Annotated in this window: 21 protein-coding genes; 16 read left to right on the top strand and 5 right to left on the bottom strand. The window is 65.2% G+C overall.

Annotation, left to right across the window (positions count from 1 at the left end; genetic code table 11):
• Positions 1-35 precede the first annotated feature (35 nt).
• From F7R11_RS03725 to F7R11_RS03640, 16 genes are all read left to right on the top strand, one after another.
• On the top strand, positions 36-641 hold the full coding sequence (locus F7R11_RS03725; protein ID WP_021196230.1) for a 2-hydroxychromene-2-carboxylate isomerase: 606 nt from the start codon (positions 36-38) through the stop codon (positions 639-641).
• 64 nt (positions 642-705) lie between these two features.
• On the top strand, positions 706-1,395 hold the full coding sequence (locus F7R11_RS03720) for an HAD family hydrolase (protein ID WP_064801308.1): 690 nt from the start codon (positions 706-708) through the stop codon (positions 1,393-1,395).
• The gene (locus F7R11_RS03715; RefSeq protein ID WP_064801306.1) at positions 1,395-1,832 is read left to right on the top strand and encodes a YchJ family protein; all 438 of its coding nucleotides are present in this window, start codon (positions 1,395-1,397) and stop codon (positions 1,830-1,832) included. Before F7R11_RS03720 ends, F7R11_RS03715 begins: the two co-directional genes overlap by 1 nt.
• 30 nt (positions 1,833-1,862) lie before the next feature.
• Positions 1,863-3,470 (top strand): carboxyl transferase domain-containing protein, encoded by a 1,608-nt coding sequence (locus F7R11_RS03710; protein WP_064801304.1) that lies wholly within the window; start codon positions 1,863-1,865, stop codon positions 3,468-3,470.
• A gap of 29 nt (positions 3,471-3,499) precedes the next feature.
• Positions 3,500-4,423 (top strand): dienelactone hydrolase family protein, encoded by a 924-nt coding sequence (locus F7R11_RS03705; protein ID WP_064801302.1) that lies wholly within the window; start codon positions 3,500-3,502, stop codon positions 4,421-4,423.
• Positions 4,420-5,214 carry an enoyl-CoA hydratase/isomerase family protein gene (locus F7R11_RS03700; protein WP_064801300.1) on the top strand — a complete coding sequence of 265 codons (795 nt, stop codon included), beginning with the start codon at positions 4,420-4,422 and terminating at the stop codon, positions 5,212-5,214. The genes F7R11_RS03705 and F7R11_RS03700 overlap by 4 nt, the downstream gene beginning before the upstream one ends.
• 42 nt (positions 5,215-5,256) lie before the next feature.
• Entirely contained in the window at positions 5,257-6,339 is a 1,083-nt protein-coding gene (bioB, locus tag F7R11_RS03695) for a biotin synthase BioB (protein ID WP_064801298.1), read from the top strand.
• 699 nt (positions 6,340-7,038) lie between these two features.
• Entirely contained in the window at positions 7,039-9,063 is a 2,025-nt protein-coding gene (locus F7R11_RS03680; protein WP_064801296.1) for an acetyl/propionyl/methylcrotonyl-CoA carboxylase subunit alpha, read from the top strand.
• A 92-nt stretch (positions 9,064-9,155) separates the two neighbouring features.
• Positions 9,156-9,452: a type II toxin-antitoxin system Phd/YefM family antitoxin gene (locus F7R11_RS03675; protein WP_064801293.1), complete on the top strand. Its 297-nt coding sequence runs from the start codon at positions 9,156-9,158 to the stop codon at positions 9,450-9,452.
• A gap of 7 nt (positions 9,453-9,459) precedes the next feature.
• Positions 9,460-9,855, top strand: coding sequence for a type II toxin-antitoxin system RelE/ParE family toxin (locus tag F7R11_RS03670; RefSeq protein WP_064801290.1), 396 nt, complete (start codon positions 9,460-9,462; stop codon positions 9,853-9,855).
• Positions 9,856-9,944: 89 nt separating this feature from the next.
• Positions 9,945-10,886: a 2-hydroxyacid dehydrogenase gene (locus F7R11_RS03665; protein ID WP_064801288.1), complete on the top strand. Its 942-nt coding sequence runs from the start codon at positions 9,945-9,947 to the stop codon at positions 10,884-10,886.
• Between the two features lies 1 nt (position 10,887).
• The gene (locus F7R11_RS03660) at positions 10,888-11,817 is read left to right on the top strand and encodes a hydroxymethylglutaryl-CoA lyase (RefSeq protein ID WP_064801286.1); all 930 of its coding nucleotides are present in this window, start codon (positions 10,888-10,890) and stop codon (positions 11,815-11,817) included.
• A 22-nt stretch (positions 11,818-11,839) separates the two neighbouring features.
• A complete protein-coding gene (locus F7R11_RS03655) occupies positions 11,840-12,340 on the top strand; it encodes a YbaK/EbsC family protein (RefSeq protein WP_064801284.1) in 501 nt (166 codons plus the stop codon).
• A gap of 10 nt (positions 12,341-12,350) precedes the next feature.
• Positions 12,351-12,617 (top strand): DUF1289 domain-containing protein, encoded by a 267-nt coding sequence (locus F7R11_RS03650; protein WP_021196217.1) that lies wholly within the window; start codon positions 12,351-12,353, stop codon positions 12,615-12,617.
• A gap of 12 nt (positions 12,618-12,629) precedes the next feature.
• Positions 12,630-13,595, top strand: coding sequence for an MBL fold metallo-hydrolase (locus F7R11_RS03645; RefSeq protein WP_064801281.1), 966 nt, complete (start codon positions 12,630-12,632; stop codon positions 13,593-13,595).
• Between the two features lie 46 nt (positions 13,596-13,641).
• Positions 13,642-14,307: a TetR/AcrR family transcriptional regulator gene (locus F7R11_RS03640; protein WP_064801279.1), complete on the top strand. Its 666-nt coding sequence runs from the start codon at positions 13,642-13,644 to the stop codon at positions 14,305-14,307.
• Positions 14,308-14,313: 6 nt separating this feature from the next.
• Here F7R11_RS03640 and F7R11_RS03635 read toward each other — a convergent pair whose 3' ends face one another.
• From F7R11_RS03635 to F7R11_RS03615, 5 genes are all read right to left on the bottom strand, one after another.
• On the bottom strand, positions 14,314-15,900 hold the full coding sequence (locus F7R11_RS03635; RefSeq protein WP_064801276.1) for an AMP-binding protein: 1,587 nt from the start codon (positions 15,898-15,900) through the stop codon (positions 14,314-14,316).
• A gap of 69 nt (positions 15,901-15,969) precedes the next feature.
• Positions 15,970-17,964 (bottom strand): ATP-binding protein, encoded by a 1,995-nt coding sequence (locus F7R11_RS03630; RefSeq protein ID WP_064801274.1) that lies wholly within the window; start codon positions 17,962-17,964, stop codon positions 15,970-15,972.
• Positions 17,965-17,967: 3 nt separating this feature from the next.
• A complete protein-coding gene (locus F7R11_RS03625) occupies positions 17,968-19,125 on the bottom strand; it encodes an acyl-CoA dehydrogenase family protein (RefSeq protein WP_064801272.1) in 1,158 nt (385 codons plus the stop codon).
• Positions 19,126-19,178: 53 nt separating this feature from the next.
• On the bottom strand, positions 19,179-20,798 hold the full coding sequence (locus tag F7R11_RS03620; RefSeq protein ID WP_064801270.1) for an acyl-CoA carboxylase subunit beta: 1,620 nt from the start codon (positions 20,796-20,798) through the stop codon (positions 19,179-19,181).
• Positions 20,785-21,672 carry an SDR family oxidoreductase gene (locus tag F7R11_RS03615; protein WP_064801268.1) on the bottom strand — a complete coding sequence of 296 codons (888 nt, stop codon included), beginning with the start codon at positions 21,670-21,672 and terminating at the stop codon, positions 20,785-20,787. Before F7R11_RS03615 ends, F7R11_RS03620 begins: the two co-directional genes overlap by 14 nt.
• Positions 21,673-21,682: the final 10 nt, after the last annotated feature.

The raw sequence follows: 21,682 nt of genomic DNA, 5'->3' as shown, positions 1-21,682 counted from the left end.
TTGGGGAAGCCGCAGCACAACAAGGGGAGCACATCATGAACGGGGCCATCGATTTCTACTTCGACTTCTCATCGCCGTACGGCTACTTCGCCAGCACGCGCGTGGAGGAGCTCGCCCAGCGCTACAACCGCGCAACGGCGTGGCACCCGATCCTGCTGGGGGTCGTGTTCAAGACCACCGGCGGCTCCCCGCTGCCGCAAGTGCCGCTCAAGGGCGACTACGCGTGGCGCGACTTCGAGCGCACCGCGCGCTTCAACGGCATCGAGTACCGCAAGCCGACGCACTTCCCGCTGCCCACGCAATACGCCGCGCGCGCCACGCTGTGGGTGCACGACCACCACGGCGGCGATCGCGCCATCGACTTCGCACGCGCCCTGTACCGCGCCCTGTTTGTCGATGACATCAACATTGGCGAGCCCGCAGAGGTGATGAAGATTGCCGACGCCATGGGCATCGACGGCGCCGCACTCAATGCGGGCGCCAGCACGCAGCAGATCAAGGACCAGCTCAAGGCCGAGATCGATCTGGCGATGTCGCGCGGCGTGTTCGGCTCACCGTACGTGATCGTCGATGGCGAAGCCTTCTGGGGCTTCGACCGCTTTGACCAGATCGAAGCGCTGTTGCGCGACGGGCGCATATGAAGACCACATCCACAAGGGCGGTCGATGCACAGACCGCCGCTGACGAACCCCAACAAACCTAAGCATGACTGCAGTCTCTCAATCCGCCCCCCGCCATCCCCGCTTTGACGCGATCCTCTTCGATTGCGACGGCGTGCTGGTAGACAGCGAACCGCTCGTCAACCGCCTGATCTGGCAGATGCTGAATGAACTCGGCATCGAGATCAGCCAGGAAGACTCCATCCAGCGTTTCCTGGGCAAGGCCATCCGCGAAGAGCTGGATGCGATTGCCGAAATGCGCGGCGCGCCGCTGCCACCGAACTGGCTGTCCACCTTCCACGCGCGCCGCAATGCGCTGCTCGAAGCCGAAGTGGAAGCCGTGCCGCACATTGCGCACGCCATCGATATGCTCTCCAAGCTGGGCCTGCCGATGGCCGTGGCCTCCGGTGCCGATCGCGTGAAGGTGGAACTGCAACTGAACCGCACCGGCTTGATCGAGCACTTCCAACCGACCGATGTGCGCATCTTCTCGGCCACCGAGGTGGCGCGCAGCAAGCCCGCGCCGGATGTGTACCTGCTAGCCGCCCGCAGCCTTGGGGTCTCGCCGTCGCGTTGCCTGGTGATTGAAGACAGCCCCACGGGCGTCACGGCCGGCCACGCTGCGGGCATGACCGTGCTGGCCTACGCCGGCCGCAACGCGCCCGGCCCGCTGCTTGCCGCGGGGGCTACGCAAACCTTCACCGATATGCGCCACCTGCCGGAGCTGCTGGCCTGATGAGCGCCCAAGCCAAGCCGATCCACCCGACCGACGCCTGCCCCTGCGGTGGCGTTGCGTACGCGCGCTGCTGCTGCCCGTTCCATGCGGGCGAAGCGGTGCCGGCCACGGCAGAGCAATTGATGCGCTCGCGCTACAGCGCCTATGTGCTGGGCGACACGGCGTATCTGCGCCGCACGTGGCATCCGTCCACCTGCCCCGCCAATCTGGAAACGAGCGAGGCAGATGCCGCCGCCACACGCTGGCTTGGCCTGGACGTGAAACGCCACGTACCGCAAGACGCCACGCACGCAACGGTGGAATTCGTCGCGCGCTACAAGGTGGGCGGCCGCGCGCATCGCCTGCATGAAACCAGCCGCTTCGTCCGCCTGGACGCCAGCGGCGCTGAATCCGCCGAAGGCCGTTGGCTCTATGTCGACGGCACCTTCCCTGACTGAACCGCACCGCACACTTCCTGCACTGCTGCCATGCCGACGCTAGACACCAAGCTGAACCCCCGTGCCGAAGACTTCAAGGCCAACGCCGATGCCATGCGCACCCTCGTCGCCGACTTGCGCGACAAGGTGGCCCGCATCGCCCAGGGCGGCGGTGACGACGCCCGCGCCAAGCACCTCGCCCGCGGCAAGCTGCTGCCGCGCGACCGCGTGCAGCAACTGCTCGACCCGGGCACGCCGTTTTTGGAGTTCTCGCAGCTGGCGGCGTATGGCATGTACGACGACGCGGCGCCGGGCGCCGGCATCATCACCGGCATCGGCCGCATCTCGGGGCAGGAATGCGTGATCGTCTGCAACGACGCCACGGTCAAGGGCGGCACGTATTACCCCATGACCGTGAAGAAGCACCTGCGCGCGCAGGAGATTGCCGAGCAGAACCACCTGCCCTGCGTCTACCTGGTCGACTCGGGCGGCGCCAACCTGCCGAACCAGGACGACGTCTTCCCCGACCGCGACCACTTCGGCCGCATCTTCTACAACCAGGCGAACCTGTCGTCCAAAGGCATCCCGCAGATCGCAGTGGTGATGGGCTCGTGCACGGCGGGCGGTGCGTATGTGCCCGCCATGAGCGACGAGTCGATCATCGTGAAGGAACAGGGCACGATTTTCCTGGCCGGCCCGCCGCTGGTGAAGGCGGCCACGGGTGAAGTCGTGAGCGCGGAAGACCTGGGCGGTGCCGATGTGCACACGCGCCTGTCGGGCGTGGCGGACTACTTCGCCAACAATGATTCGCACGCGCTGGCCCAGGCCCGCAGCATCGTCGCGCACCTGAACCGCCGCAAGCCGGAGCAGGTGCAGATCCACCCGCCGGTTGAGCCGCGCTTTCCCGCCGAAGAACTCTATGGCGTGATCCCCACCGACACGCGCAAGCCGTTCGACGTGCGCGAAGTTATCGCCCGCATCGTCGACGACTCCGCCTTCGATGAATTCAAGGCGCGCTACGGCACCACGCTGGTCTGTGGTTTTGCGCGCATCTGGGGTTACCCGGTCGGCATCATCGCCAACAACGGCATTCTGTTTTCAGAGGCTGCCCTCAAGGGCGCGCACTTCATCGAGCTGTGCTGCCAGCGCAAGATCCCGCTGGTGTTCCTGCAGAACATCACCGGCTTCATGGTGGGCCGCAAGTACGAGAACGAAGGCATCGCCAAGAACGGCGCGAAGATGGTGACGGCAGTGGCGACGGCACAGGTGCCCAAGTTCACGGTCATCATTGGCGGCTCGTTTGGTGCGGGCAACTACGGCATGTGCGGGCGGGCGTATTCGCCGCGCTTCCTGTGGATGTGGCCCAACGCGCGCATCTCGGTGATGGGCGGTGAACAAGCAGCGAGCGTGCTCGCCACCGTGCGCCGCGACGGCATTGAAGCCAAGGGCGGCCAGTGGAGCGCCGATGAAGAAGCCGCGTTCAAGGCGCCGATCCGCGACCAGTACGAGCGCCAAGGCCACCCGTATTACGCCAGCGCGCGCCTGTGGGATGACGGCGTGATCGACCCGGCCGATACGCGCAGCGTGCTGGGCCTCGGCCTGTCGGCCAGCCTGAACGCACCGATTGGCGATATGAACTTCGGCGTGTTCCGCATGTAAGCGGACGGCCATCGAACAAGGAATCTGCAGTGAACAGCAAGACCGCACGAACGTGGCGCAGCGCCTGGGCAGCCGTTGGCTGCGCGCTGCTGCTCGCGGCTGCGCATGCCCAAGACAAGCCCGCCCACAGCATGACCGAGGAGGTCATCGAGATACCCAAATCTGTGGGCATCTTCACCGTCAAGCTCGAGACGACGATCTTCAAGCCGGCCGGCAACGGGCCGTTTCCGCTGATCGTGCTCAACCACGGCAAGGCGCTGGGCAATCCAGCTTTCCAGAGCCGCGCACGTTACAGCGCGCAAGTCGCACCGCTGGTCGCGCGCGGCTACGTGGTCGTCCTGCCAATGCGCCAGGGCTTCTCGAAGTCAGGCGGCGCCTACATCGGTGGCGGCTGCAATGTGGAGAGCAACGGCACCGTGCAGGCCGAAGATGTGGTCGCCACGCTCGATTACATGACCAAGCAACCGTACGTCGATCGTGATCGCATCGTCATCATGGGCCAATCACACGGCGGCCTCACTACGATGGCCTTCGGCACCATCGACTACCCGGGCGTGCGCGGTCTGGTCAACTTCGCAGGCGGCCTACGCAACGACAGCTGCGTCGCCTGGGAAATCAATCTCGTGCGCGCCTTCGGCAACTACGGCAAGCAGTCACACTACCCCTCGCTGTGGTTCTACGGCGACAACGACAGCTACTGGCCCAAGCCGCTGCCCGACCGACTGTTCGCCGCCTACACGGAAGCGGGCGGCAAGGGACGCATGGTTGACTACGGCAACTTCCAGGGCGACTCGCACGGCATGTTCGCCAGCCGCGCAGGCCTGTCCATCTGGCTACCCGAGGTCGACGCTTTCCTGCGCGAACTGGGTCTGCCTGCCGGCCCGGTTCAGACCGCCGCTGCACCTGACAACGCCGCCAGCACGCAAAGCGGCGCCAACAAGGACCCCCAATGAACGCCTTTGAAACGCTCGCCTTCGCGCAGCACGGCGCCGTTGCTACGCTCACGCTCAACCGGCCGGATGTGCGCAACGCTTTCAACGAGACCGTCATCGCCGAGCTGACGGGCGCGTTCCGTGCGCTGGCGCAGGAGCCCAGCGTGCGCGCCATCGTCCTGGCCGGCAACGGCCCCGCCTTCTGCGCCGGTGCCGACCTGAACTGGATGAAGAAGATGGCCGGCTACTCGGATGACGAGAACCGCGCCGACGCCCTGCGCCTGGCCGAAATGCTGCGCGCCATCTATACCTGCCCGAAGCCCGTCATCGCGCGTGTGCAAGGCGACACGTATGCCGGTGGCGTTGGACTGGTCGCCGCGTGCGACATCGTGGTCGCTGTCGATACCGCCAACTTCTGCCTGTCGGAAGCCAAGCTCGGGTTGATTCCGGCCACCATCAGCCCGTACGTGATCCGCGCGCTGGGCGAGCAGGCCTCGCGCCGCTACTTCATCACCGCCGAGCGCTTCTCTGCTGCCGAGGCGCATCGCCTGGGCCTCGTGCATGAACTCGTGAGCGCCGACACGCTCGACGCCAAGGTGGGCGACATCACTGCCGCGCTCGTCGCCAACAGCCCGAACGCCGTGCGGGAGAGCAAGCGCCTCGTGCGCGAGGTGTCCGGCGCCGCCGTCAACGACGCGCTGCTGGCCGACACCGCAGACCGCATCGCCGCCATCCGCGCCTCGGAAGAAGGCCGCGAAGGCGTGCAAAGTTTCCTGGGCAAGCGCAAGCCGAACTGGCTGCTGCCGGCCTGACCCGCATAACTAGAAACCACGCATTACTTGAAGGAAGTCCTCATGCAACCTACTCCGCTCAACTTCGTTCCGAACGCCGCCAAGGTGCCCGTCACGCCCGGCCAGGCCCCCGACGCACGCTGGAGCCGCGAAGCCATCGAAGCGCTGTTCGCGCTGCCGTTCAATGACCTGCTGTTCCAGGCGCAGCAGGTGCACCGCGCCAACTTTGATGCGAATGCGGTGCAGCTCTCGACGCTACTGTCGATCAAGACCGGCGGCTGCCCGGAGGATTGCTCGTACTGCCCGCAATCGGCGCGCTATGACACCGGCGTGGAGGCTGAAAAGCTGATGCCGATTGATGAAGTGCTGGAAGCCGCATCGCGCGCCAAGCAGAACGGTGCGAGCCGCTTCTGTATGGGCGCTGCGTGGCGCAACCCGAAGCCGCATCAACTCGACGCCGTGGCCGACATGGTGCGTGGTGTGAAGGCGATGGGGCTGGAGACCTGCGTGACGCTGGGCATGCTCAAGCAGGAGCAGGCTGCGCAGCTGAAAGACGCGGGGCTGGATTACTACAACCACAACCTCGATACCGCGCCGGAGTTCTACGGCGAGATCATCACCACGCGTACGTATCAGGATCGGCTCGACACGCTGGAGCATGTGCGTGATGCGGGCATCAACGTGTGCTGCGGCGGCATCGTTGGCCTGGGGGAATCGGTGCACGAGCGTGCGGGCCTGATCGCCGAGCTGGCGAACATGGAGCCGTATCCGGATTCGGTGCCCATCAACAATCTGGTGAAGGTGGAAGGCACGCCGCTGGCGGGTAATGAGGAGTTGGATCCGTTTGATTTTGTGCGCACGATTGCGGTGGCGCGGATCACGATGCCCAAGGCGATGGTGCGGCTCTCCGCTGGCCGCGAGGCGATGGATGATGCGTTGCAGGCGCTGTGCTTTATGGCGGGGGCTAACTCGATTTTCTATGGTGAGAAGCTGCTGACGACGGATAACCCGGAGGCGGATGCAGATCGCAAGCTGCTGGCGCGACTGGGGATGCGGGTGGAGGTGCAGGATCACATGCACCATAGCGCTGATGCTGGGCACTCGCATTCGTCGCATTGCCATATCGACATTACGCCGGCGGACTGATGTGTTGGATGGGGGATGGTTTTTTGTTTGTGGTCCATCCCTTGTTTCATCCCCTGCCGGGGCTGACTCACTTTTCTTTGTCTTGCCAAAGAAAAGTAAGCAAAAGAAAGGCGCGCCCGAGATGGCGACTTCCCCTTGAATTTATGTCGCAGAGAGGGGAAGGGGAAAACTCGCTTCGCTCAAACAGTTCCCCTTCCTTTTTCCTCTCTGCAACAGAAATTCAAGGCGCCATCAAGGGCTCCAACGGCCACACCATCGGAGCACAAACGCAGTAGTAGATACGCAGCAAGACGCGAAGCTGAACCTGCAAAAGCAGTCGAAGATCGCGAGCGAAGCAAAGCAGCACACAGCAACAAACGAGAGCCTGACAGCGCATGCACACCAACGGTTTGGCCGTTGACGTTCCTGCCCTAGATGGCGCCTTGAATTTGTGTAAGCGGGCGGAAATAAGACGGGGAACTGTCTGAGCGAAGCGAGTTTTCCCCGTCTCCGCCCGGTTACACAAATTCAAGGAGGGGGTCGCCATCTCGGGCGCGCCTTTCTTTTGCTTACTTTTCTTTGGCAAGACAAAGAAAAGTGAGTCAGCCCCGGCAGGGGATGAAACAAGGGATGGACTACAAGGCCCTTCCTTGGCGGAAGCCAAAAAAGGGATGCACCACAAGTGCAGAAGATGCAGAGAACACCGGAGACAAACACCAAATGATCACCAAACTCCTCATCGCCAACCGAGGCGAAATCGCCTGCCGAGTCGCTGCCACCTGCCGCAAGCTGGGCATCCGCACGGTCGCCGTCTACTCGGATGCCGACGCCAACGCCCGCCACGTCGCGGCCTGCGACGAAGCCATCCACATCGGTGAACCCGCCGCCCGCGACAGCTACCTGCGCGCCGACCGCATCCTCGAAGCCGCGCTCGCCACCGGCGCCCAGGCCGTCCACCCCGGCTACGGCTTCCTCTCAGAAAACGAAGCCTTCGCCAAGGCCTGCGCAGATGCCGGCATCATCTTCGTCGGCCCACCGGCCTCGGCCATCGAAGCGATGGGCAGCAAAAGCGCCGCGAAAGCACTGATGGAAAAAGCCGGCGTACCCCTCGTCCCCGGCTACCACGGCGACAACCAGGACGCCGCCTTCCTGCGCACGCAAGCCGACCGCATCGGCTACCCCGTGCTCATCAAGGCCAGCGCTGGCGGCGGCGGCAAGGGCATGCGCGTGGTGGAATCGGGCGATGCGTTTGAAGCGTCATTGGCCTCCGTCAAGCGCGAAGCCTCCAGCAGCTTCGGCGATGACCGCGTGCTGATCGAGAAGTACCTCACGCGCCCGCGCCACATTGAAATCCAGGTCTTCGCCGATGGCTTTGGCGATGCCGTCTACCTGTTCGAGCGCGACTGCTCCGTGCAGCGCCGCCACCAGAAGGTGTTGGAAGAAGCCCCCGCCCCCGGCATGACGCTGGACCGCCGCCGCGCCATGGGCGAAGCCGCCGTGGCCGCCGCGCGCGCCGTCGGCTACGTGGGCGCCGGCACCGTCGAGTTCATCGTCGATGAAGACGGCACGTTCTACTTCATGGAGATGAACACGCGCCTGCAGGTCGAGCACCCCGTCACCGAAATGATCACGGGCGAAGACCTCGTCGAATGGCAATTGCGCGTGGCCTCCGGCGAGCCGCTGCCGCGCTCGCAAGATGAACTGCACATCCACGGCCATGCGCTCGAAGCGCGCATCTACGCCGAAAACCCCGACCGCGATTTCCTGCCCTCCATCGGCACGCTGAAGGTGCTGCGCACGCCGGCAGCGGTGGAGTTCACCGTCGGCGCGCAGGCCAATGGCGAACCCGCCGCCGTGCGTATCGACGCCGGTGTGCGCGAAGGTGATGCCATCAGCCCCTACTACGACCCGATGATCGCGAAGCTGATCGTCTGGGGCCGCGACCGTGAAGAAGCGCTCGCACGCATGCTGCAGGCGCTGGGCGAGTTCCATCTAGTCGGGCTGTCATCCAACGTAGCGTTCCTGCGCCGCCTGGTGGCATCGAAGCCGTTTGCGACAGCGGATCTGGATACGGGCCTGATCGCGCGCAACCACGACACGCTGTTCCCCGCTGCGCTGGACGTGCCGCAAGACGCCATCGCCCTGGCCGTGGCCGCGTTGCTGGCGCGCGAGGCGCGCAGCCTGCGCACAGACACGCGCGATCCGCATTCGCCGTGGGCGCGCGGCAGCGGCTGGCGCCTGAACGGTGCGGCCGAACGCGCACTGCGTTTCACGCACGGCGAACAAGCCGTCGACGCCACGCTCATCTATGGCCGCGACGGCTCGCGCCTGAAGACCAACGGTGATGAAGCCCCCTTCACCACGCAACGCCACGGCGAAACCTTCACCGTCGCGCTCGGCTCGCACAAGGCCACCGGCCAGGTGCATGTGGATGGCGATGCCTTCCACGTCTTCACCGGCGGCGCGCACTGGACGCTGGAGCGGCACGACCCGCTCGCCCACGCCGGCGAGACCGACGACGAAGGCGGCAAGCTGACCGCGCCGATGCCGGGCAAGGTCATCGCCGTGCTCGCCACGCCGGGGCAGACCGTCACCAAGGGCGCACCGCTGGTCGTCATGGAAGCCATGAAGATGGAGCACACGCTCACCGCCCCGGCGGACGGCGTAGTCGAGTCCGTACTGTATGGCGTGGGGGATCAGGTGACGGAAGGCGTGCAACTGCTGGCGTTTAAGCCGGCGGAGTGACGCCAAAGTGGGCCGCCGCGCGCTTGGGCGGTCCACTCTTCAACGCGTGTATTATGTACAGAATTATGTACTGATTTCGTGAGGAGGCTGCTATGGCTTTTTCAGCACGCGACGTGATTCCGCTATCCCAAGCGCGCGCCAACCTGTCAGAGTTGGCCGAGCAGGTTAAAGCTGGCGCAGAGAAGATCGTCACCAAAAACGGCGAGAGCTATATAGCCCTGATCGACGCGCAACGGCTCGACTACTACCACCAGCTTGAACGCGCACGGATTCATCTGCTGCTGCTGGACGATGCCGCTAAGGGGTTGGCTGATGTGGAGGCCGGGCGCGTCAAGGATGCCCGACAAGCACTCGGCGCGTTGAAGCGCCGGCGTGGCAGCAAGGCATAGCTGACGGATGGCGCGCAAACCACGCTTATCCGTCAAGTTGACGGAGAACTTCGAACACAACCTCGAAGCCATCGAAGCGTTCTGGATCGAACGCGAATTTCCCGAAGGCTACGACCGCCTGCTCGATGAATTGACGGAGACCGTTGTTCCCAATCTGGAGCAATTTCCGACGATGGGGCCACCGCTGCTATCGAGGACGGCGACATCGGTCGAGGCGCTTACAAAGCAGGGCCAACTGAAACGTCAACTGGCACGCGTTGCCGACGGCGAACTGCGCGAGTACGTCCTTCAGGAGTACCTCGTCTTGTACGCCCATCTCGGTGAAACGATCTATCTGCTGTCGATCCGGCACCACCGACAACTGTCCTTCGACTTTGCGCACCTGTGGCCCGGACAGCACTAAAACCAGCCGCCACGCGCCTCGGCGGCCCCTGCTACACTGCTTGACGTATACGTCAACCAGCATCCATCCCGCACTCGAAGTCGCCCCACATGCACATCCAGATCTACACGCCCGACGGCAAGCCCCAACCCTGGCTCGATGGTTTTGCGCAGGCGCTGCCTGAAGCGCGGCTGTCGGTGTGGGAGCACGGTGCGGCGCAGGACGCTGATTACGCCGTAGTCTGGCAGCCGCCTGCCGACATGCTGCGCGGGCGCACGGATTTGCGCGCGGTGTTCAACCTGGGCGCGGGTGTCGATGCCATCCTCGGCCTGCGTGCGCAGTCGCCCGATGCCATTCCCGAAGGGCTGCCGATCGTGCGCCTGGACGACGCCGGCATGGCCGCGCAGATGGGCGAATACGTCACGCACGCGGTGCTGCGCTTCTTCCGCCGGCTCGACGAGTACGAGCGTCAGCAGCAAGCCAAGATGTGGCGCTTCCTCAAGCCGTTCAACCGCGACGAGTTTGTCGTCGGCGTGCTGGGGCTGGGCGTGCTCGGCACACACATTGCCAAGACGCTGGCGGGCTTCGGCTTTCCGGTCCGCGGGTGGAGCCGTTCGACCAAAGCCATCGACGGCATCGATTGCCGCGCCGGGGCCGATGCGCTGCCCGGCTTCCTCTCCGGAACGCGCGTGCTGGTGAACGTACTGCCGCTCACCGCCGACACCGAGAACGTGATCGACGCCAAGCTGCTCGCGCAACTTGCGCCGGGCGCGTTCCTCGTCAACGTGGCACGCGGCAAGCATGTCGTGGAAGACGACCTGCTGGCCGCCGTTCGCAGCGGGCACATTGCCGGCGCCGCGCTCGACGTGTTCCGCAAGGAGCCGCTGCCCGTCGATCACCCGTTCTGGACTGAACCGCGCATCCACATCACGCCGCATATTTCGGCGCTGACGCTGCGCGAAGTGAGCATTGCCCAGATCGCGCGGAAGATTCGCGCGCTGGAAGCTGGCGAACCGATCGTCGGCATCGTCGATCTGCAACGAGGTTATTGAGATGAGCTACCCGCAATTTGTGAAGGTGGTCGAAGTCGGCCCGCGCGACGGCCTGCAAAACGAGAAGGCGCCGGTCTCGACCGACACCAAGGTCGAGCTGGTGAACCGGCTGTCCGACGCCGGTTTCGTCAACGTGGAAGCCGCGTCGTTCGTGTCGCCCAAGTGGGTGCCGGCGATGGCCGACGGCGCCGACGTGATGGCGCGCATCCAGCGCCGGCCGGGCACGCTGTATTCGGTGCTCACGCCGAATATGAAAGGCTTTGAAGGCGCTGCGGCGGCGGGCGCGGATGAGATCGTGATCTTCAGCGCGGCCAGCGAGGCTTTTGCGCAGAAGAACATCAACTGCTCGATTGCGGAATCGATCGAACGCTTCGTGCCGGTGGCCAAGGCTGCCAAGGATGCGGGCATTCGCGTGCGCGGGTCGATCTCGTGCTCGCTGGGCTGCCCGTATCAGGGTGAGGTGCCGGTGTCGTCGGTCGTCGATGTGATCAAGCGCATGGCGGACCTCGGCTGCGATGAGATCGACATTGCCGACACCATTGGCGTGGGCACCGCCGGGCGCGTGAAGACGGTGATGGAAGCCGCTGCGGCAACGTTCCCGATCGACCGCCTCTCCGGCCACTTCCACGACACGTATGGCCAAGCGCTGGCCAACATCCTCGCCAGCCTGGAAGTCGGCATCCACATCTTCCACGCGTCGGTGGCGGGGCTGGGCGGCTGCCCGTACGCCAAGGGCGCGACCGGCAACGTGGCGACCGAAGATGTGCTGTACCTGCTGCACGGCCTCGGCATCCGCACCGGCATCGACCTGGACAAGGTGGTGCTGGCGGGTGATTTCATTTCCCAAGCCATTGGTCGCCCTACCGCTTCACGCGCAGGCCGCGCACTGCTGCTCAAGCTGCAAGACCAGATCGCCCAGGCCTGCATCTGAACCTTCACAAAGAACAACGACGATGACCGCACCCGACACGAACGCCCCCCTGCCCGAATCCGCCCAGCGCGTGGCGGACCACCTGCGCACGCTCGGCTATGAAAAAGCCATCGTGATGCTGCCGGCCACCGGCAAGACCTCTGCTGAAGCCGCTGCCGGCCTGGGCTGCTCGGTGGCGGAGATCGCCAAGTCGATCATCTTCCGCCGCGCCAAAGACGACGTGCCGGTGCTGGTGATTGCCAGCGGCACCAATCGGGTCGACGAGGCAAAGGTTTCCGCGCACGTGGGTGCACTCGCCAAGGCCGACGCCAAGTTCGTGCGCGAGAAGACGGGTTATGCGATTGGCGGCGTGTGCCCGGTCGGCCATGCGGTCAAACCGGTCATGCTGCTCGATCAAGACCTCTTCCAGTACGCCAGCGTGTGGGCCGCCGCCGGCCATCCGCACGCGGTGTTCAACCTCACGCCCGCCGAGCTGGAAGCGATGACCGGCGCGCCTGTGGCCGACATTGCCCAGCGTGATTGATCGAACATCGATGGACAGTTGCACCCGCGCACAACTGAAGCTCTCGCTGGGCAAGCTGCGCAATAGCCGCGCGCAAGCCGAGCGCGCACAGCCGGTCACGTCGCCGTGCATCAGCGTGTGCAAGATGGATGACGCGCGTGGCCTATGCCTCGGTTGCATGCGCACGATCGACGAGATTGCCGCCTGGTCGACCATGAGCGACGCGGCGCGCCTCGCCGTCTGGCAGACGCTGCCCGAACGCGCCTGCGCCTGGCTCAACGACACCCCCCGCGCCTGACCCCACACCAACATGGCCGAACACGACATCATCACCCTCCCCAATTCGATGCGCGTGTTCGAGCGCGGCTGGCTGTCGTCCAACAACATCCTCTTCTTCGATGACGAGGTTGGTGACGGCGAGCACGGCGGCTGCGCGCTGGTCGACTCCGGCTACCTCACGCACGCACCGCAAACGGTGGCGCTGGTGCAGCACGCGCTGCAAGGCAAGCCACTACGCCGTCTGCTGAACACGCACCTGCACTCCGACCACTGCGGCGGCAACGCGGCGCTGCAGGCACTGTACAGCTGCCACACCCGCGTGCCCGCTGCGCAGGTCGACGATGTGCGCCGCTGGGACACCGACGCCCTCAGCTACGGCCCCACCGGCCAGGAATGCGCCCGCTTCACGCTGCCCGACAGCGATGCCGATGCGGGCCTGGCCGACGGCATGACCGTGCACCTGGGCGGCTTCGACTGGCAGGTCATCAGCGCGCCGGGGCATGATCCCAACGCCGTCATTCTCTACAGCCCGGAGTCGCGCGTGCTGCTCTCAGCCGATGCACTGTGGGAGCGCGGTTTCGGCATCATCTTTCCCGAGCTGGAGGGCGAGAGCGGCTTTGCAGAACAGCAGGCCATTCTGGAGCGCATCGCGCAGCTCGATGTGCGCGTGGTGATTCCGGGACATGGCCGGCCGTTCACTGAAGTTGGCGCCGCCATCGACGCATCGCTCGGGCGGCTCGCGTATCTGCGTGCGGACCCAGAACGCAATGCGCTGCATGCCATTCGCGTGCTGGTGAAGTTCAAGCTGCTGGAGCAGCAGGCGCTCTCGCACGAAGCGTTGTTCGCGTGGTTCACGCAGACCACGCTGATGACACGCCTGCAGGCGCGCTTCTTTGCAAACCAGTCGATGACGGACCTGCTGGATGCCGCCATCGGCGCGCTGGTCAAGGCCGGTGCCGCCACGGTCGAGCAAGGGCAAATCCGCAACCGCGATTGAGCTGCCGGTCGCTACAATGCAGCGAAGCCGTTTCTCTTCGCCAGGCATGTCGAAACCCGCACCACCCAACCTAACAGAATCCACCACGGACGCCGATGCACCGCGCCGCAAGCGCGGCCGCCCCGCACAGGATGCCAACGAAGGCCTGCGCCGCGCGCTGATCGAACAATCCGCCAGACTGTTCCGCGAGAAGGGGTACGGCAACACCACGGTGCGCGACATTGCCGCCGCCACGGGTGTGCATGCGGGCAGCTGGTTCTATCACTTCAAGACCAAGCAGGAAATCCTGCAAGCCGTGATCGAGCACGGCCTGACGGTGGCGCTGGCCGACATCGAAGCGATCGACATTGATGGCCAGCCCCCGCGCGAGGCGATGCGCCAACTGGTGCGCGCGCACCTCTACACGATCCTGGCGCCCAATCAGGATTTCATTCCGGTGATGCTGTACGAGTGGCGCTCACTCGATGCGCACGCGCAGGAACGCATCATCGCGCTCAAGGACCGCTACGAGGGCATCTGGAACCACGTCATCGACCGCCTGCGCGCGTCCGGCGACTGGGCACAACCAACGCCGGTGGACCGCCTGCTGATGTTTGGCGCGCTCAACTGGACGGCGCAGTGGTATCAGGCCGGTGCGGGTATCAGCATCGATGCACTGGCCGATCAGGCGGTGCTCTTCATCCTGCGCACGCCGCCGCAGCCGGCAGCTTAGTTTTCCTCAACGCGCGTCGCTCTCGAACAGCGTCTGGTTGGCGCTGCGCAGCACGTGCTTCTGAATCTTGCCGGTGGCCGTCATGGGCAGCTTGTCGACCACGCTGATGTGCTTGGGCACTTCAAAGCTGCCGAGATGTTCGCGGCAGTGTGCCTGCAACGCTGTCGCATCCGCCTGCGCATCCGGCTTGAGGCAGACGAAGGCCGCCACCGCTACCACCCAATGCGCATGCGGCAACCCGACCACTGCGGCATTCGCCACAGCCGGATGGCGCAACAGCACCTCCTCCACCTTGAGCGACGGCACGTTCTCGCCGCCGGTCTTGATCATGTCCTTGATGCGGTCCTTGAACTGGAGCTGGCCGTCGGCGTCCCACATGCCCAGGTCGCCCGTGTGGTGCCAGCCGAAGCGGCGCGCGTTGGCGGTGGCCTGCGGGTCTTTATAGTAGCCGAGCATGACATTGGGGCCGCGATGCACGATCTCGCCCAACTGATTGGGGCCGAGGAGGTTGCCCTCGTCGTCCATCACCGCCGCCTCGTTCACCATGCACGGCTGTCCCCAGTAGTTGCCGGTGCGCTGCAGTTGCTGGTCGGGCGCAAAGTACATCGTCATCGGGAAGATTTCCGTCTGCCCAGAGCCAAGCGCAAAGTTCGGACACACCTCGGCAATCAGCCGTTCGAGCAGCGGCTTGGCCATCGGCGCCATGGCATACAGGCACAAGCGCAGGCTGGAGAGATCGCGCTGCGCGCGCAGCGGATGGTGCAGCAGCGCGGCGTACATGAGCGGCAAGCCAAATAGCTGCGTGATGCGCTCGTTGGTAATCGCGTCAAGCAGCGCGGTCGGGTCGAAGCCGCGCTGGATGACAAGCGTGGCGCCCACTGTCATCGCGGAAGCTGCGGTCGAAAACTGGGCGCAATGAAACATCGGCAGGATGCACGAGAACACGTCTTTCTCGTTCAGGTTCAGGCCGGCGATGTTGGACATCAGCGCCGCGTGCACGGAGCGGTGCGAATGCATCGCGCCCTTGGGCCGGCCCGTAGTGCCGCTGGTGTACATGATGAGCGCGAGATCGCGGTCATCGATCATCACGGCGGGCAGCGTGTCGGCGTGACCTTGCAGTGCCTGCTCGACAGTCTCCGGGCCACCTGCGGCTGGCTCACCGAAGCACTGGTGCCCAGGTAGCCCGAGCGCTGCCAACGTTTCACGCAGCACCGGGTACAGCGCCGCATCGATCACCACGTGCCGCACTTCGGCATGCTCAAGGATGTAGCGCACATCGTCTGGCCCAAGCATCGCGTTGATGGGCACCCACACCAGCCCCGCCTTGATGATGCCGTAGGCCGCCACCAGAAACTGCGCCGAGTTGCCGCAAAGCATCGCCACTTTGTCACCCGGCTTGAGGCCACTGGCCAGCAGGTGATGGGCGTAGCGGTTGCTGTCGGCATTGAGCTGGGCATGCGTCATGCGGCGCGGGCCATCGACCAACGCGACCTTCGCGCCGAACTTGCGTGCGCTGCGATGCAACGTATCGCCCAGCGTCACCCGGTTCAGCAGGTTGGCTTCAAGCGTGGTGTCTGGCGTGGCTTCGGACATGGGACGTCTCCTGTGGACCGCATGAACTGCACGACGAAACGATGGACGACAACAACGACGATGCAGCCCTCAGGCCGCGGCAATCTCCATCAGCAACCCGCCCGGCGCGACCTGTGCGCCGACCTGGGTGAACAGGCCCTTCACCTCGCCGGCGAGCGGCGCGGCAATGCTGTGCTCCATCTTCATGGCTTCGACCACCAGCAATAATTGGCCAGCGGAGACGGCCTCGCCCTCCGTCACGTGGACAGCGACAACGCGGCCATTCATCGGTGCGCTGATGCGGCCGCTGCCGGCTTGCGCACCGTTGCGTTCCGCCTTGGCGTAGGTGGTGTCGATGGCGGTGTGTTCCCGGCCATCCAACACGAAGTGGTAAGCGGTTCCGGTGATCGCGTATTCGATCGGGTACAGCCTGTCGCCCAGCGCGAGCGTGAGGCGGCCATCGGCTTCGGACACGATTTCCGCTTGCGCGGTGCCGCCGTCCCAGCTCACTTCCCAGCGTTGCACGGCGAGTGCACGCACGCGCATCTCGATCGCCTCGCCGTCGAGCGTGAAGCGGCACAGCGTGGGGTACGTGCGGCTGCTGGCCCAGCCCTGCAGCTCGGTGGGATAGCGGCGCACGGCGTCCTTGCGCGAGTGCGTGAGCAGCACTGCGGCGGCCTGGCAGACCGCTGCATCGGGTACGGCCGCCTGGCGCATCGCCACCGGAAAATGCCGGTCGATGAACGCGGTGGAGACGTCGCCAGCAAGGAACGCCGGATGCGCCACGCACTGGCGCAGGAACGCACGATTGGTTGGCAGCCCCAGCAGCAAACAATCATCCAACGCGTGCACCAACCGCCTGCACGCATCGGCACGATCCATGCCGTGCGCGACGATCTTGGCGAGCATCGAGTCGTAGTACGGCGAGACCACCAGCCCATCCGCCAACGCATGGTCCGTACGCACCTCGCGCGGTGCACGCCAGCGCGCGACGGTGCCGCTTTGCGGCAGGAAGTTCTGCTGCGGGTCTTCCGCACACAGTCGCACTTCGATGGCGTGACCACCTTGCGCGCGACGCGCATCGATGGCGTCCTGCGACAGCGGCAGCGGCTCGCCCAGCGCCACGCGCAACTGCCACTCGACCAGATCAACGCCGACCACCGCTTCCGTCACCGCATGCTCGACCTGCAGGCGCGTGTTCATCTCCATGAAGTAGAACGCGCCGTCCGGGGCAAGTAGAAACTCCAGCGTGCCGGCGCCCACGTAACCGATGGCGCGTGCTGCGGCTACCGACACCGCGCCCATGCGTGCACGCAACTCCGGCGACACCGCAGGCGATGGCGATTCTTCAATCACCTTCTGATGCCGGCGCTGCACCGAACAGTCACGCTCGCCCAGGTGGACGACGTTGCCGTGCTTATCGGCAAACACCTGGATCTCGATATGGCGCGGCTCGACGATGGCCTTTTCGAGGATCAGCTCGCCGGAAGCGAACGCGTTCTCCGCTTCGGAACGTGCGGACTGCAGCGCGGCAGCAAAGTCTTCTGCGCGATCCACACGCCGCATGCCGCGTCCGCCGCCGCCGGCTGCGGCCTTGATCATCACCGGGTAGCCGATGCGTTCCGCTTCCTGCTGCATGCGGGCATCGGATTGGTCTTCGCCCTGGTAGCCGGGCACGCACGGCACACCGGCGGCCTCCATCAAGCGCTTGGCGCCGGCCTTGTTGCCCATCGCGAGAATGGCTTCCGCAGGTGGGCCGATAAAGACAAGGCCCGCTTCTGCACAGGCATTGGCAAAGGCATCGCTCTCGGCCAGGAAGCCATAGCCGGGATGCACAGCCTGCGCGCCGGACTTGCGCGCCGCCTCCAGCAACGCGGCGATGTTCAGGTAAGACGCCTGTGGTTGCGACGCGCCAATCGGCAAGGCGAGGTCCGCTGCGCGGCAATGCGGGGCATCGCGGTCGGCATCGGAGTACACGGCAACGGTACGCATGCCGAGGCGCCGCGCGGTACGCAGGATGCGCAGCGCGATCTCGCCCCGGTTGGCGATCAGGACTGTGCGGAAAGCAGCGTGCGGCGTGCCCATTGCTCAGCCCTTCTTGCCCGGTAGCGTGTTCATGTATTTGCAGATGATGCCGAGCATCACCTCATCTGCGCCGCCGCCGATAGAACCCAGGCGTCCATCGCGGTAGTAGCGCGAGACGGGGTTGTCCCACGTGAAGCCCATGCCGCCCCAGAACTGCAGGCAGGCGTCGGGCACGATGCGCGAGAGGCGCCCGGCCTTGAGCTTGGCCATCGATGCGAGCTCCGTCACATCCTGCCCGTTGATGTAGAGATCGCACGCGCGGTAGGTGAGCGCACGCAGCGCCTCCACCTCGGTCTTCAGTTCGGCCAGCTTGAAGTGCACCCACTGGTTATCGAGCAGGCTGGCACCGAACAGCTTGCGCTCCCGGCCGTACTCGATGGTGCTGTCGATGCACATCATCATCGTCTGCAGGCTGCTGGCGGCGGCCCACATGCGCTCCTCCTGGAACTGCAGCATCTGGTACGTGAAGCCTTTGCCCTCTTCACCGATGCGGTAGCGCTGCGGCACACGCACGTCGTCAAAGTAGATGAGGCCAGTGTCCGACGAGTTCATACCGATCTTGCGGATCTTCTTGCCGACCGATACGCCCTTCGTGTTCATCGGCACGATGATCAGCGACTTGTTGCGGTGCGCCGGGTCATCCGACGTATTGGCCAGCAGGCACATCCAGTCGGCCTGCAGGCTGTTGGTGATCCACATCTTGCTGCCGTTGATGATGTAGTCGTCGCCATCCTTGCGTGCGGTGGTCTTGATGCCGGCCACATCGGAACCGGCGCTCGGCTCCGATACGCCGACGCACGCCACCGCATCGCCGCTGATCGCAGGCGCGAGAAACTGCGCACGCAGTTCATCGGAGCCGAAGCGCGCGAGCGCGGGCGTTGCCATGTCAGTCTGCACGCCAATCGCCATCGGCACACCGCCGCAGTGGATGTGGCCGAGCGTTTCCGCCATCGCCATCGCATACGAATAGTCGAGGCCCAGGCCGCCGAACTCGGTCGGCTTGGCAATGCCGAGAAAGCCCAGATCGCCCATCTTCTTGAAGAGCGCCTTGGCGGGGAACATCTCGGCCGCTTCCCACTCTTCCACGTACGGATTGATGTCGCTGTCGATGAAGCGTTTGAGGTTGCGCTGCAGTTCCTGGTGTTCGTGGGTGAAGTGCATGGTGTCTCGCTCCGGTGGCCTTGGGCTGTTTGCGTTGTTCGTATGAGTTGGCGCTACGGTCGGGCAACGCCAAATTGGATGGGATGCAGCGTGCGCCTGCGCGCTTCGTCGCAGACGGCCAACACGCAGGCCAGAACCTTGCGCGTGTCGCGCGGGTCAATCACGCCGTCGTCCAGCAGGCGGCCCGACACCGTGAACGCGCCGGACTGCCGCTCGAAGGTGTCGATCACCTTGGCGCGCATCGCCTCGATGGCGTCGTGGTCGATGGTCTGCGTCTTGCGTTGCATGCTGGCGGCCATGACAGTGGCCATCGTTCCAGCGGCCTGCTCCGCGCCCATCACGGCGGTCTTGGCGTTGGGCCAGCTGAAGCAGAAATCCGGGAAGAAGCCGCGCCCCGACATGCCATAGTTGCCCGCCCCGAACGATGCGCCGCAATGGACGGTGATGCGCGGCACGGTGGCGTTGGCCATCGCCTGGATCATCTTCGAGCCGTGCTTGATCATGCCCGCCTGCTCGGACTGCTTGCCAACGATGAAGCCCGTGGTGTTTTGCAGGTACAGCAGCGGCGTATCGGACTGGCAGCACGCCTGAATGAAGTGGACAACCTTCGTGGCACCCGCCGGGTCCAGCGGCCCATTGTTGGTGATGATGCCGACGTGCATGCCGCAGATGGCGGCGTGCCCGGTGATCGTAGCCGGGCCATAGTCCGGCTTGAACTCGAGGAAGTCGGAGCCATCGGCGATGCGCGCAATGACTTCGCGCATGTCGAGCGGCTTGCGATGATCGGTGAGTGCAATGCCGAGCAACTCTTCCGCATCGAAACGCGGCGGTGCGTAGGGGCGATCGGCTACCGGCACATCGCGGTTCCAATCCAGGGCAGCAACGAGTTCGCGTGCGATGCGCAGCGCATCGGCGTCGTCTTCGGCCAGGTATTCGGCGAGGCCCGAGGTGGTGGCGTGCATCTCGGCGCCGCCCAGTTCCTCTTCGGTGGCGATCTCGCCGGTGGCGGCCTTGAGCAACGGCGGACCGGCAAGGAACGCGCGCGCGCGATCGCGCACCATCACCACATAGTCTGAGAGACCAGGCATATACGCCCCGCCCGCCGTGCTCGACCCATGCACCACGCTGATCACCGGAATGCCCGCCGCCGACAGCCGCGCGAGCCAGTAGAAGCCGCTGCCGCCGTGGATGAAGGTCTCCACGCGATAGGTCAGCAGGTTGGCGCCAGCCGATTCGACGAGATGGATGAACGGCAGCTTCTGCTCCAGCGCGATGGCCTGCGCGCGCTGGAATTTCTCGATGCCCATCGGCTGCACGGCACCGGCATCGATGCCCGCGTCGTCCACGATGATCATCGCGCGCACGCCGCTCACCCAGCCGATGCCGGCGATGAAGCCGCCACCGGGAATCGAGCGTGCTGGGTCTGCGTGGTCGAGGCAGAAGCCAGCCAGCGAGGACAGCTCCAGGAACGGTGCACCGGCATCGAGCAGGCGGCCGAGCCGGTCACGCGGTAGCAACTGCCCGCGCTGCTCGAAGCGTGCGCGCGAGGCTTCGGACTTGTAGCGCGTGCGGTTCTCCAGCGTGCGCAGTTGGTCGACGAGTTCCGTGAGCGCGGCGTGGTTCTGCTGGTAGGCGTCGCTTTGCGGGACGATGCGCGACTCAAGCACCGGCATCATCGGTCTCCTTGTCTTGCAGCACCTTGGGCGTGGCGGCCAGGTGGAAGCCGTTGAACGGTGCGGCGCCATGACGCGGTGCCGGCATGGGCGTGCCGGGCCGCACGTTGGGGCGGCCGCCGTCCACGCGCAGCGTCGTGCCCGTGATGAACGCCGCCGCTTCCGACAACAGGTAGACGATGGCCGACGACACCTCCGCCTCGGTGGCAAAGCGCCCCGCCGGCACCGTGCGCGGCATGCTGCGGATGGTCTCGGCCATCCACGGCGGATAGGCGTCCATGCCCGACGACGCCACATAGCCCGGCGCCACCGCATTCACGCGCACGCCGTACTGCGCCCACTCGAATGCGGCCGTCTCCGTAAAGTTGATCATGCCGGCACGCGCCGCGCCCGAGTGCCCCATGTTCGGCATACCGCCCCACATATCAGCGACGATGTTGACGATGGCGCCGCCGCGCTGCTGCATCGCCTGGTTCAGGCACTCGCGCGCCATCAGGAAACCGCCGGTCAGGTTGGTCTGCACGACGGCCTCCCACCCCTTGACGGAGATGTCCTTGAGCGGCGACGGAAACTGCCCGCCCGCGTTGTTGACCAGCGCATCGATGCGGCCGTGCTCGCCGAGGATCTGCGCGACCGTCGCCTGCACGGCAGCCTCGTCGCGGATGTTGCAGACATAGGCGTGCGCGGTGCCGCCGGCTTCGACGATCTCCGTGCGCACGGCGGCGAGCTTGTCCGCATTACGCCCCACCAGCGCGACCGCCGCGCCGAGCGATGCCAGCTCATGCGCGGTGCACCGGCCGATGCCGCTGCCACCACCCGTCACCACTGCCACTTGCCCCAGGAACAACCCCGGTCGAAAGACTGAGCGATACATGTGTGTCTCC

Source organism: Ralstonia insidiosa (assembly GCF_008801405.1).
Classification (GTDB): domain Bacteria; phylum Pseudomonadota; class Gammaproteobacteria; order Burkholderiales; family Burkholderiaceae; genus Ralstonia; species Ralstonia insidiosa.
This window is presented reverse-complemented; position numbering and strand designations above follow the sequence as displayed.

Excerpts from the sequence above, each read along its gene's own strand:
- F7R11_RS03645 (WP_064801281.1), top strand. The coding sequence starts at position 12,630 with ATGGCCGAACACGACATCATCACCCTCCCCAATTCGATGCGCGTGTTC.
- F7R11_RS03675 (WP_064801293.1), top strand. The coding sequence starts at position 9,156 with ATGGCTTTTTCAGCACGCGACGTGATTCCGCTATCCCAAGCGCGCGCC.
- F7R11_RS03620 (WP_064801270.1), bottom strand. The coding sequence starts at position 20,798 with ATGCCGGTGCTTGAGTCGCGCATCGTCCCGCAAAGCGACGCCTACCAG.
- F7R11_RS03625 (WP_064801272.1), bottom strand. The coding sequence starts at position 19,125 with ATGCACTTCACCCACGAACACCAGGAACTGCAGCGCAACCTCAAACGC.
- F7R11_RS03700 (WP_064801300.1), top strand. The coding sequence starts at position 4,420 with ATGAACGCCTTTGAAACGCTCGCCTTCGCGCAGCACGGCGCCGTTGCT.
- F7R11_RS03630 (WP_064801274.1), bottom strand. The coding sequence starts at position 17,964 with ATGGGCACGCCGCACGCTGCTTTCCGCACAGTCCTGATCGCCAACCGG.
- F7R11_RS03725 (WP_021196230.1), top strand. The coding sequence starts at position 36 with ATGAACGGGGCCATCGATTTCTACTTCGACTTCTCATCGCCGTACGGC.
- F7R11_RS03650 (WP_021196217.1), top strand. The coding sequence starts at position 12,351 with ATGGACAGTTGCACCCGCGCACAACTGAAGCTCTCGCTGGGCAAGCTG.
- F7R11_RS03660 (WP_064801286.1), top strand. The coding sequence starts at position 10,888 with ATGAGCTACCCGCAATTTGTGAAGGTGGTCGAAGTCGGCCCGCGCGAC.
- F7R11_RS03670 (WP_064801290.1), top strand. The coding sequence starts at position 9,460 with ATGGCGCGCAAACCACGCTTATCCGTCAAGTTGACGGAGAACTTCGAA.
- F7R11_RS03655 (WP_064801284.1), top strand. The coding sequence starts at position 11,840 with ATGACCGCACCCGACACGAACGCCCCCCTGCCCGAATCCGCCCAGCGC.
- F7R11_RS03715 (WP_064801306.1), top strand. The coding sequence starts at position 1,395 with ATGAGCGCCCAAGCCAAGCCGATCCACCCGACCGACGCCTGCCCCTGC.
- bioB (WP_064801298.1), top strand. The coding sequence starts at position 5,257 with ATGCAACCTACTCCGCTCAACTTCGTTCCGAACGCCGCCAAGGTGCCC.
- F7R11_RS03615 (WP_064801268.1), bottom strand. The coding sequence starts at position 21,672 with ATGTATCGCTCAGTCTTTCGACCGGGGTTGTTCCTGGGGCAAGTGGCA.
- F7R11_RS03710 (WP_064801304.1), top strand. The coding sequence starts at position 1,863 with ATGCCGACGCTAGACACCAAGCTGAACCCCCGTGCCGAAGACTTCAAG.
- F7R11_RS03665 (WP_064801288.1), top strand. The coding sequence starts at position 9,945 with ATGCACATCCAGATCTACACGCCCGACGGCAAGCCCCAACCCTGGCTC.
- F7R11_RS03635 (WP_064801276.1), bottom strand. The coding sequence starts at position 15,900 with ATGTCCGAAGCCACGCCAGACACCACGCTTGAAGCCAACCTGCTGAAC.
- F7R11_RS03640 (WP_064801279.1), top strand. The coding sequence starts at position 13,642 with ATGTCGAAACCCGCACCACCCAACCTAACAGAATCCACCACGGACGCC.
- F7R11_RS03680 (WP_064801296.1), top strand. The coding sequence starts at position 7,039 with ATGATCACCAAACTCCTCATCGCCAACCGAGGCGAAATCGCCTGCCGA.
- F7R11_RS03720 (WP_064801308.1), top strand. The coding sequence starts at position 706 with ATGACTGCAGTCTCTCAATCCGCCCCCCGCCATCCCCGCTTTGACGCG.